Annotated in this window: 9 protein-coding genes; 3 read left to right on the plus strand and 6 right to left on the minus strand. The window is 33.3% G+C overall.

Annotation, left to right across the window (positions count from 1 at the left end; genetic code table 11):
* Nucleotides 1-62: 62 nt before the first annotated feature.
* From LNQ81_RS01065 to LNQ81_RS01085, 5 genes are all read right to left on the minus strand, one after another.
* Nucleotides 63-1,184 carry a metallophosphoesterase gene (locus LNQ81_RS01065; RefSeq protein ID WP_229944308.1) on the minus strand — a complete coding sequence of 374 codons (1,122 nt, stop codon included), beginning with the start codon at nt 1,182-1,184 and terminating at the stop codon, nt 63-65.
* Complete coding sequence (locus LNQ81_RS01070; RefSeq protein ID WP_229944309.1) at nt 1,185-4,142, minus strand: sensor histidine kinase; 2,958 nt, start codon at nt 4,140-4,142, stop codon at nt 1,185-1,187.
* Complete coding sequence (locus tag LNQ81_RS01075) at nt 4,139-4,864, minus strand: LytR/AlgR family response regulator transcription factor (protein WP_229944310.1); 726 nt, start codon at nt 4,862-4,864, stop codon at nt 4,139-4,141. Before LNQ81_RS01075 ends, LNQ81_RS01070 begins: the two co-directional genes overlap by 4 nt.
* Nucleotides 4,865-5,945: 1,081 nt before the next feature.
* Complete coding sequence (locus tag LNQ81_RS01080) at nt 5,946-6,863, minus strand: IS1595 family transposase (RefSeq protein ID WP_229944311.1); 918 nt, start codon at nt 6,861-6,863, stop codon at nt 5,946-5,948.
* Between the two features lie 154 nt (nt 6,864-7,017).
* Nucleotides 7,018-8,616, minus strand: coding sequence for an ABC transporter substrate-binding protein (locus LNQ81_RS01085; RefSeq protein ID WP_229944312.1), 1,599 nt, complete (start codon nt 8,614-8,616; stop codon nt 7,018-7,020).
* Between the two features lie 89 nt (nt 8,617-8,705).
* Between LNQ81_RS01085 and mtaB the strand changes: the two genes are divergently transcribed.
* A complete protein-coding gene (gene mtaB, locus LNQ81_RS01090; RefSeq protein WP_229944313.1) occupies nt 8,706-10,022 on the plus strand; it encodes a tRNA (N(6)-L-threonylcarbamoyladenosine(37)-C(2))-methylthiotransferase MtaB in 1,317 nt (438 codons plus the stop codon).
* 212 nt (nt 10,023-10,234) lie between these two features.
* On the opposite strand, the gene LNQ81_RS01095 is transcribed toward mtaB, so the two are convergent.
* Complete coding sequence (locus LNQ81_RS01095; protein ID WP_229944314.1) at nt 10,235-10,516, minus strand: GNAT family N-acetyltransferase; 282 nt, start codon at nt 10,514-10,516, stop codon at nt 10,235-10,237.
* 301 nt (nt 10,517-10,817) lie between these two features.
* On the opposite strand from LNQ81_RS01095, the gene LNQ81_RS01100 reads away from it, so the two are divergent.
* The gene (locus LNQ81_RS01100; RefSeq protein ID WP_229944315.1) at nt 10,818-11,495 is read left to right on the plus strand and encodes an alpha/beta hydrolase; all 678 of its coding nucleotides are present in this window, start codon (nt 10,818-10,820) and stop codon (nt 11,493-11,495) included.
* Nucleotides 11,479-12,372, plus strand: a complete 894-nt coding sequence (locus LNQ81_RS01105) for a lytic transglycosylase domain-containing protein (protein WP_229944316.1) — start codon at nt 11,479-11,481, stop codon at nt 12,370-12,372. The genes LNQ81_RS01100 and LNQ81_RS01105 overlap by 17 nt, the downstream gene beginning before the upstream one ends.
* Nucleotides 12,373-12,477 lie beyond the last annotated feature (105 nt).

A 12,477-nucleotide genomic window follows, 5' to 3' on the forward strand; every position in this document is an offset into this window, starting at 1 on the left:
ATTTTTTTACAAAAATAGCCTTTATTTCTCGATAAGAAAAAAGGCTATCATTATTATAGATTTTATACTCCTTGTACACGGATAACAACATACTCTGATACAGTACCAATACGGTATCGTCCCCCCCAAATACCTACCCCAGAGCTTACATATACATGAGTATCTTCTTTCTTTAAATACCCATGTGAATTTTCGAATAAACGATCAGTAATCCACGATATCGGCCACATCTGTCCTCTATGTGTATGTCCTGAACACTGTAAATCAATTTTATTCTTAACAGCCTCTTCTAGAACATAAGGTTGATGATCTAATAGAATATTCATTTGATTGTGATCTACCGTCTTCATAATATCACTTAATTCTTTGCGATGCCTATTGGTTTTATCATCTCTACCGATTAAGTTAATACCTAGTGACTCAATATGTACTGCCTCATCTCGAAGTATATGTATTCCTGCTGATTTCAGAAAGTTAATACTTCCCTCTACTCCTGCGAGATACTCATGATTACCTAGACACGCATATATGCCGTATTCACTCTTAAATTCTCTCAATACCTCATCCAACTTATAATACTGAAGAGGTATCAGACTTACGTCTATCACATCACCCGATATTAAGACAGCATCTGCTTTCTCAGCATTAACGCGTCCTACCCATTTCCTTAATTCCTTTTGTTCTATTGCATAGCCCAAATGCAAATCTGTCAATAGAACGAAACGCAATTCCTTAGGAAGCTTCTTATCCACTTTTATAATTATCTCCCTTCTCTTCTTCTTTAAATAAGTAAAGTGCCCTATCAATGCGATTACTAAAGTCAACAATATCAATAGCGAACCTCTAGCAGAGGAATAATGATCATAGATAAACAAATCTGACTGACCTATAAAGTGATTAACCAACCAACCGATATCAAATATCAAACACAACATAAATGCATAAATACTCAGCATCAGCCATCCAGTTCCTATCTTATATAAGTATGAAGCTAAATACACTGGAATACGTTTACCGATAGCATAAAAAATAATAACACTAAACGACATCAATGATGCCACTACTCCGAAAAATAACTTAACACTATAGTCACTATCCCTAACTAAAGCACTGTAATTATAGAACACATAAGTATTCGACAACATATATAGGATAAATATCCCTAAAAATAAAAATCTCTTCATCTACTTTAATACATTTTTTAATATGATTTTGACAGTTGTCCCTTTACTATCGTGAACAATAACCAAATCCTCTTCCGAAAAGTGTTGTTTTAAAGACATTCTTTCTTTTACAATAGAAAGCCCTTTAGACTCATGGTGTTTTTCTTTTATTGAAGCACTGCCAATACCATTATCTCGAATCTCTATTCTTAAATCACTGTCATTCTCTTTATACATTGAGATAGTCAGAGTTGGTTTTTCTACTGATATGGGAAAAGCATGTACCAAACTATTTTCTATAAATGGTTGTAATAATAACGGTGGAACACTCACTGTGCCAATATCTACAGCTCCTCTATCTACTTTAAAATCCACACGACCATCTAAGCGCATATTCTCAATATCTACATAAGTTCTTAAATATTCACACTCTTCTTTTAAAGTTATTATTTCTTTACTAGACATATCTAAAGTAGTACGTATCAACTTAGCAAAGCGCTCAAGGTAAAACAAGGCATCATCTACTTTTTCTTTTATAATATAATATTGAATCGAACTCAAAACATTAAAAATAAAATGAGAATTCATCTGACTACGTACAACTTGAAATTTAACCTCAGCTAAGCGTTTTTCGTATTCTAACTTCTTTTTCTCTGTTATTTGAACTCTTCTTAAACGCATCAATCGAACCCTATAGAATAAAAAAGAAAGTCCTAGTAATATACTTACAGACAAAATAACAAACCAAGTTTTAGCATAAAAAGGTTTCTCAATTTCTAAATAAAGTAATGGGTAAATTAATTCATTACCACTATCAAAGTCTTGTATTTTAATATCTATTGGATACACACCTGGTTCTAGATAATGGAGATCTAGCTTATTATCCTTAACACTCATCCAAGTTTCGCCTAATTTTAAACGATATTGAAAACTTAATTTATTAGGAAATTTAGTGCCTAAAATTTCAAAGCTTAAATGAATATTATTCTCTTTACTCTTTAAGTATAATTCTCTAATATCATAATATACTACCCCTTTTTTATTTAGCTCTTTTCCATTGATTTCTATCTGAGAAATATTGACATTATATTCTACTTCTCTTCTATTGAAATAATCTATATCTAAAACATAGAGCCCTTCTGTAGTCCCTATGTAAAGCAAATTATCTTTTAAAGCGTATGACAATATTTCTGCATTACCTAGCCCTTGTTCTTTATTAAAATAAAATCTACTGTCTTTCCCCAATACACTTAAACCTTTACTCGTGCCTATAAATATCTTGTCTTTATAATATTTTAATAATGAGATATTACTTCCTACAATTTCTTTATTAGAGATAAAATCTTTTACTTGATACTTTCCGCTTTTGGTTTCTAATAAATAAACATCATTAAAATCTGTCGCTACATATAGAGTATTATTAGGTCCTTTCGCTATTTTTTTTAACCTATTTTCCATAAAGTAGTTGGTATCCACTATAGATAAAAAACCATCTTTATCTAACACATATAAACCATCTAAAGCTCCAGCAAAATACATTTTATCATCTACATAAGTAATATCAACTATATCTCTAGGTATATTTTTACTATCCATTCTAAAAAAGTACTTATACTTCATATTAAATAGATCTTCATAAATACGAACTCCTCCAAATGGATTGGTTTCTATAAACTGATTTTGATAAAAACCAAATTGATAAGTATGAATAGAATGATATGATAAGATGTATCCATTATACCCCACCTGAAAGACTCCAATATTACTACTTACCCAAATAGAATCTCCATGTACTACAGCAGAATAAAACACAATTCTTTCAGCCAGTGTAGCATAATCAATTTCATAGAAATGATTACCCTTTGTAGTTAGGTTTACATACTTTTTATAATGTTGTTCCTGGTATTCTTTAAAACGCGAGAGAGCTAATTCAAATATCTTTCCATTTTTATTTTGGACAAACATCCCTTTAGTACTAAATAAGAATATTCTGTCCTTTAATTCTTTGATTACAGACACACCTCCTATAGAAGAATCAAAACTAAGAGCTGAAAACAAATCTACCTGAAAAACTCCTTGAGATTTAGTCCCCAAGTATAAAAAATCATTTTTCTCATCATAACCGATAGAATAAAAATCAGTTGCTAATACCCCTAAATACTCTGTAATATTTTCTAGAGAGACTCCATCCCATCTATATATATGGCTATTATTATCATCTGTTCCTCCACTGACTATATACAGCTGATTATTTGCTCTTTTAATATCTTTTACAGGGGGAATATCGTACTTTTTTACAATAGTATTAGTAGACATATTTTTGACAATAAGCCCTTCTTCACAACCATAAAAAACAAGTCCGTCTACCTGAATCGCTGCAAAAACCTTCCCTACCTTTTCTACAAGAACTAATTTATCTTCTACAACCTTATAAATACCGTCATTTATAGTAGAGACATATACACCTCCTTCATACACAAAAAAATCACTTACTTCAAAAGGATTATTGTCACTCACTCGGAAAGTTGGGTTCACGATAGAATAATCCTTCATAGATATAATAGACACCCCATCTGAAGTCGCTACATATACATATTCTTCATGAGCGAATATGCGACGTATTCTATTAGATACTAAACCTTGCTGTGTACTAATAATCCGAACCTCATCTTTCCCTCTATACAAAATACCTTGACCATAACTTCCTACCCATATTCCTTGATAGTCATCTTCTACTACATCCGTGATATTTGTATATCTATATCTAGCAGCATCTTCATTAGGTCTTACTACTCCCTGTATTTTTTGAGTTAACCCTGATCGAGACCCTATCCATAAGATCCCTTTAGAGTCTACACATAACGCACGAACATCATTAGCCATTAACCCGTTTTCTATCGTATACTTTTTAGTAACTACTCCTTGGCTAAATGATATAATATGGATTAAAAATAAAACTACAGTCAGTAAATATCTCATATATTAAGATTATTGAGCTCTTTCATCATAGATGCTGCCACTGTAATTACATTGTCAGAAACTTCATTATTTACTACAATAACTTCTTTAAAATAAATGACATTAGTTTCTTTATCAATATAGTCGATATAATCTACATTAACTAAATAGGAGCGATTAACGCGTTTAAAATTCTTGTGTTGTATCTTGTCTTCAACATTCTTAAGTGTCTTCGAAATTAAATACTTTTGATCTTTCAGATATATCTCACAATAGTTATCAGCCGCCTTGCAGTATACGATGTCTTCTACTCGAACTACATATCTCTTCTGATTATTCTTAATTACTTTATAGAAATACTGATACCCCTCCATGTCCTTATATTTATCAAAAACACTCTGAACATCCTGAACTCCAATAGGTTTTAACAAGTACTTTAAACAATCATATTTATTAATAGCCTCTATAGCATACTGATCATATGCTGTAGTGAATACTACTTCAAAAGTATTTTTATCAACATAATTAAATAGCTCAAAACCGTCCTCTTCAGGCATATGAATATCTAAAAAAACAATATCAGGGAGATGTTGTTGTACCAGCTTTACTGCTTCTTGCACAGAACATGCTGTATGAACAGAAATACGATCCTCACAATTGATTTTATTCTCAATTATCATTTTTAATACTTCAGCCACTTTCGGCTCGTCGTCTACTACTAAGACTACTAATTCATTTAACATACTAATAAGGTGTATTTGTTAGTTGTGTGGGGCTGTTAACGCAAAAATAAACAATACATTCTTATACTGACCACTTCTGCCAATTTTAAATACTCAAATGTCTGCTCTTTAATCAGTACAAAACAACAACATCTTATCTAATACAGTACAGCGCACTAAGAAAAAATCGTGTAAGATACTTCGTTCTTCAGCAGGTCATATCATAATACGTGATGGAGACAAAAAACCTTTCCACACAGCAACCACAATACTTGTGCTGTCTCAGGACAGAACGTTAAGAAAACATTTTGCAGATCATTATTGCGTTATGTTGGCACACAACGGTAGGGGCGTAAAACTTTACGCCCGCCTAAAACATCAACGATGTTTTTATACAGTGTGGAGTGATATGTGTGATGCTTCCTTCGTCAGCAGGACATAGATGATGGATATATGTTGTGGTTATTGTGTACCAACAGGACGTGACATGTATTTCTACAAACAAACTACCTCCTCCCTCCATTCTCCTCCTATTTAATTCCAATACACAGCTAGTCGTAGATTACCTATCAATACGAGAACCATTGCTCGACTAATAATTCTCAGAGCGACTATTTACTGCGAATACTCGACCAACTGTCGAGCAACTTAGCATCTATACTGATTCATGTTGGGATTGAGAGGTATAGAAGAAACAGGCTTGATTAACTAAAAACACATTAATATATTTAATATCAGTGTTTTAATAATTCATCTATACTAAAAAAATGTAGCGTGTTTTTTAGTTATTTTACTATTTAAGGCTAACATGAAGGTATTCTGAAAAAAAAAGAATACATATAATAGGTGTTTTGAAGGTAAATGGAGCTGTAATAGGAAGAAAATAAAAAAAGTAGTTCACTTTTTTTTAATACTATAGCAGAGAACTGTGATGTAACTCAGAATCGAAATAAGACTGAATTAGTGAGGGTTATTCTAACAGAGTGCCAACTGTAGTAAGGTTTGTAGTACACCGTTTGAGCTAATGGAAGAGCTTTAAAAATAGAGTTGCTTTATAGTACTTGACTAATACATAATCTACATTTAAGATAATGTATGTCCGTTATTTGTCATAAGCTGTAATATTGGCAATAATAAGCCTATCAAAGAGCTTTTCACCAAAGTATCTTCTATTAAGTTTATAAACGAATTCATCTAAGTAAGCTTGAAGGTATTTTCGTTTAATTTTATGGTAATTTCCCAGTAGATTTCTTTTAGCATTACTGATAGCTATATGTACCCATTTTAGAGTCTCTTTTGTTGTTTGTTCTGATGATTTTTCAGTAATATGTATCTGAACAAAATCTGAAATATCTACATAAGAAGTACTCTTATCAGTTAAGACAATGCTACTTTCTTCAATATTTTTCCTGATCATTTCATTAACACTTTCAGCTTTATGATCTTCTAAAACAACAGCTTTAAAAAAGCGTACATGATTTTGTTTTTCACCTGTTTCTATGTTCTCTAAAACTGTACTTTCAGCCATAATAGCAACATTTTGAACACCTGTAGATCCTCGACCACTTTTAGTTTTAGATTTCTCTATTTCAGATGTTTCTACTTTAAAATATCCCTCATCCATCTCTAACATTCCCTCTAAAGTATACTTGCTATCTCTATTACCCATTGCCTTGCGAAGCTTATGTACCATTGCCCATACTGGCTCATATCTTTTTAGTCCTAATTGCTTTTGAATTTCTAAAGTTGAAAAGCCTTTTTTAGTCGCTGTCATTAAGAACATTGTCTTATACCATATCAAAAAAGATAGTTTTGAATGCTCCATAATTGTACCACTTTTTAAAGTCATACGAGAACGACATTTTTTACATTCATAACTCCATCTACTTTGAATCCAATAGTGGGCATCATGACCACATCTTTGACAAGTAACTCCTAACTTATCACGTTGCTCTTTAAAATGTAAACGGCAAGCTTCTTCACTTGTAAATTCAGCCGAAAAGGTAAAAAGGTTTAGCATGACTTTCTTATGTTTTAGACTACAAATATAGCATTATGTCGTTAAACGGAGATACATTTTAAGATAGACACATACAAAAAAAGCTAGTGAATACATTATTGTATTTACTAGCTTCCCTTTTATTATGAAGACTATTTATAACTTGAGATAGTCTCTACTCTTTATACACTCTTTTTAAGAATAAGTTGTTCATTGGGTTAATGCCTAATCCCTTTACATTTTGATGAGAGAACCGTGCTGCTCTATCGTAAAACAAGATGATAGCAGGTACTTCCTCTGCAATGATGTTATCCATCTGCTGATAAAGTATAGCTCGTTTATCTGGAGAGGCTTCACTTAACGCTTGATTGTATAATTTGTCATATGTTTGGTTATCAAATCGAGTATAGTTAGGTCCATTAGGGGCCTTGTTCTTTGAATAAAAGAGAGACAGATAGTTCTCTGCATCTGGATAATCTGCTATCCAACTTCCTCTAAAGAATGACACTTTACCTGACGCCATACCCTGACGTAAAGATGCCGGAGGAGTAACGTCTACCACTACATCTATACCGATCTTCTTCCACTCGCGCTGTAAATATTCACCTATATCTAGATAAGAGGCATTCGTAGATAGCGTTACTTCTACTCTGTCTATTTTCTTCTCTTTTTTATAAGCATTCACTAGCTCTAAAGCGACTTGTGGATTATACAAAGGATCAAGAGAGATTTGCCCCTCAAGACCTTTAGGGATAATCCCCCCTACATTATCTTCACCCATCCCACTGCGCAAATGAAGTAACATCTTATTTCGGTCAAATCCTTTATCGAGCGCTTGTCTTATTCTCTTATCTTGTACTGCACTAGGCGAATCAAGGTTAAAACCAAGATATTCTGTATTTAGATAAGGCCCTGTCACCATTTGGATTTTATCATTGTACTTAGGGTTGAGTTGTCCATCTTCAGTGATGATTTCATCCTTATAAGACGGGTCTAATCCTGAGATAAAGTCTAAATTACCTTGTAAGAATTGTAAGAAACTACTTTGTTTATCTGGTAAGAAAGTGATAGATACCGCCTCTAGATAAGGTAAAGATACCCCTTTCTCATCTTTCTCAAAGTAGCGAGTATTTTTGCGTAGTACTAGCTTAATATTCTCTTCCCAAAACTTAAAGTAGAAAGGCCCTGTCCCGATAGGGTGAGAACGGAAGTCTTGTGTCTTATCTTCCACCACTTCCTTAGGTACAACAGAAGCATACCTCATCGATAACAATCCTAAAAATGCAGGAAAAGCTTCCTTCAATTCGATACGAAACACACTGTCGTTAACAGCAGTGAACTTCTCTACCTTCTGAAATATCCACGCTCCTGGAGAGACGACATTCTTATCTACTATTCTATTAAAGCTATAGGCAAAATCATGAGCATTCACTGTGCGTGTACTGTCTACTCCAAAATTAGTATGCTTGTGGAAGTACACATCTGATCTAAGAGTAAAGTCATATCGCTTACCGTCTTCACTTATAGTCCACGATCTGGCGATATCAGGCTGTACGTGTAGGCTGTCATCTAGCTGTACCAACCCATTAAAAAGTTGATTACACGGCCAAATAATAGCCATACTTCTAGCAAAAGCAGGGTCTAATGTTTGAATATTAGCATTCTCGTTATATCTAAAAACTAAATTGATATCTTGATTGGCTGATTTATTCTGACAAGAAAACGTCAGTACACAGACACAAAATATTGAAACGTAATGAATTATTGATTTCATCAAACCGATTTTTGTACGTAAATTTGCAAACCTTTTCAATATTGAAAAAGTAAATATAATTCAAAGTTACTACTTAGTAAGTAATCATTATGGAAAATAGAAAAAAAGTAGCTTTTTATACATTAGGTTGTAAGCTTAACTTCTCTGAAACTTCCACTATCGCTAGAAATTTTACAGAAGAAGGATTTGATAGAGTGGATTTTGAAGAAGTAGCTGATATCTATGTTATCAATACGTGTTCTGTAACAGAAAATGCAGACAAACAGTTTAAGCAAATAGTCAAAAAGGCTCAGAAGAAAAACGATAAAGCTTTCGTAGCAGCAGTGGGTTGTTATGCTCAATTAAAACCAGAAGAATTAGCTTCTGTAGATGGTGTAGATTTAGTATTAGGAGCAACTGAGAAGTTTAAAATAACAGATTACATCAATGACTTGTCTAAGAATGATATGGGACAAGTACATTCTTGTGAAATATCAGAGGCAGACTTCTATGTAGGAAGTTACTCGATAGGTGACCGTACTCGTGCTTTTCTTAAAGTACAGGATGGGTGTGATTATAAATGTACATACTGTACTATCCCGTTAGCACGTGGTATCTCTCGTAGTGACACGATGGAAAACGTACTGCTTAATGCAAAAGAAATATCTGCTCAAGATATCAAAGAGATTGTATTAACAGGTGTAAATATCGGTGACTATGGTAAAGGAGAGTTCGGGAACAAGAAACACGAGCACACATTCTTAGAGTTAGTACAAGCGTTAGATACAGTAGACGGAATAGAGAGACTTCGTATCTCTTCTATCGAGCCTAACTTACTGAAGAATGAGACAATTGACTTCGTGTCTAAGAGTAGAACATTCGTCCCTCACTTCCACATCCCTTTACAGTCAGGATGTAACAACATTTTAAAGAAGATGAAGCGTCGTTACTTGCGTGAGCTATATGTAGAGCGTGTAGAGAAGATCAGAGAGGTGATGCCAGACTGCTGTGTAGGTGTAGATGTTATCGTGGGATTCCCTGGGGAGTCTGACGAAAAATTCTTAGAGACATATAACTTCCTTAACGAACTTGATATCTCTTACTTACACGTATTTACTTACTCTGAACGTGATAATACAGAGGCTGTAGATATGGATGAAGTAGTGCCTATGAATGTGCGCAACAAACGCAGTAAGATGCTAAGAGGTCTTTCTGTAAAGAAACGTCGTGCATTCTATGAATCACAAATCGGTAAAGAGAAAACAGTCTTATTCGAAAGTGAAAATAAAGAGGGATATATCCTCGGATTTACAGAGAACTATGTGAAGGTAAAAACACCTTGGGATCCAGCGTTAGTGAATACACTACATGCAGTGAAGTTAACGAAGATAGATGAGGATGGTATCGTAAGATTAGAATTTATCTAATAGCAATACTTCTTTATGTTAGAATACACTTCGCAAGACAATTAATCTTTACAAGTACAGCTCGCGCGGATTTGCAATCTGGGCGGTGCTTTAAAACAATATAAAAAAGCCTGCTTTGATACTCTCAAAGCAGGCTTTTATGTTATGTTCTATTTACTTAGCATAAGTGTTCTACTAAGTATACCTTGTTTTGTTGTTTGTCTTATGTTTATTTAGATTCGTATACCAGGAGGTAACATCTCTTTATAAACGGGGTTCTTTCTAAAGAAAGAAACAATCTTTGGGTGGGTAGGTACTACTCTCAATCTCCTCTCACGTACCATTTCTAAAATTCCCTTCAGAAAATCAGATGCTTGTGTTGGTAACACTTCTTCTAATCCAGTTAGTTTTGTTAGAAAAATCTTTCTTTCTTGTAGTGAATACTCTACACTAAGCAAGCCTTTTTCAGTTTCGTACTCGAACTGACGTAGCAACTCATTGTCTTTAATTTCCATTATATCTCCAAGTTTTATGATTACAAAACAAATTATAGTAAACATTTTCATTTATCTTATCTAAAGAAGACCGTCAAACAACACTACTTCATCATAGCTTATTAAGCACTATATACAGTACGTATCTTGCTATGCAATGGTTCTTAAAAAAACAAACTTAGTAGGTGTAGCACTTGATGAAAACGAGTCAGAAATAAATATGCAGTATTTCTTTTGTTTAGATTTACTATAATCTCTATATTTAGCAAAGTTCGGCATTTTTTCGGTCATAACCTCATAAATTAACTTTAAAATATTTAAAATGAGCAAAATACCTATTTATTTCTTCCCAGGTATGTCCTCTACAAGCCTAATATTTGAGCACTTAAGTTTAGATAATACACGGTTTGAATTGATATTTTTAGAATGGTTAGATATTGATAAATCTGAAAGTTTAGATCAATACACAAAAAGATATATTCCATTAATAAAACATGACAATCCTATTTTAATTGGTGTATCCTTTGGAGGAATAATCGCACAGGAAATTAGTAAATTAATTCCTATAAAAAAGACAATTATTGTTTCAAGTGTACGTTCTAATAAAGAGTTTCCTAAACTATTTCATTTTGCTAAAAAAACGGGGATTTATAGATATCTTCCAACTTCAATGGTAAATACTGTTTTGGGGTGGATTAAAAGCAATGCTTCCCAACACACAATGAAAAGATTAGAACTCTATGACAAATATCTACCGCTAAGAGATAAACAATACTTAGACTGGTGTATCAGAGAAGTATTAAAATGGAAACAAGATACTCCTTTAGAGAATGTCATACATATACACGGAACGAAGGATGAGATATTCCCGATATCCAATATAAAATCAGCGATAAAGATAGAAGGAGGAACTCATGCTATGATTATCATTAAGCACAAATGGTTTAATACAAATTTAGAAACGATCATATTAAAAAATAACAATGAAAAAGACTCTTAGAACTGTACTAGCGTTAACTGCTGTATTAGCTGTAGCCTCTACTTTTGTATTCGCTACTTCGTTAACTAACTCGACTGCAGATGACACTGCTCTTCACTCACATGCAATACCTAAGTCTGCTAACTTTGCTGGTGAAGCTGTACCATTAGACAAAATAGATGTAAAAGAACGATATGATCGTGAACTTATCATCAACACTAATCTACACGGAACGACTATCACAACTATAAAACGTGCACATAGATACTTTCCTATCATCGAACCAATCTTAAAAAAGAATGGTATTCCAGATGATTTTAAGTACTTGTGTGTGATCGAAAGTGGATTAGCCAATGCGGTATCTCCTGCTGGTGCAAGTGGATTCTGGCAATTTATGAAAGGAACTTCTAAAGACTTCAATCTATATATAGATGAATATGTAGATGAACGATATGATCTTATCAAAGTAACAGAGGCTGCCTGCAAGTACTTCCAAAGTGCAAAGAACCGCTTTGGAAGTTGGACAATGGCTGCTGCATCATATAATAGAGGTATGGCAGGTATGTCACGCGCTATGGATAGTCAATATGTGACAGATTACTATGACTTATATCTTAATCAAGAAACTTCTAGATATGTGTTTAGAATTATCGCATTAAAAGAGATTATGGGAAATCCTGTACAGTATGGATTTGATATGCCTGATTCTGAGAAATACCCAATCGTTCCTACTAAAAAGGTGACTGTTGATTATGACATCGCTGATTTAGCTTTATTTGCTAAGGAACAAGGGATTAATTATAAGTTATTAAAACTATATAACCCTTGGTTAATCAACACTAGCTTAAAGGTGAACAATAGAGTATACGAAATAGAGATTCCTACTAAAGGAATTTAATCTGAAATATACGTTAACCAAATAAAGAGAGGTGTTTCTGTAATGGAAACACCTCTCTTTATTTGTAACTATGTCATTTTATCATCTATGCTTTTCTACGTACAT

This window comes from Myroides oncorhynchi, assembly GCF_020905415.1.
GTDB lineage: Bacteria > Bacteroidota > Bacteroidia > Flavobacteriales > Flavobacteriaceae > Flavobacterium > Flavobacterium oncorhynchi_A.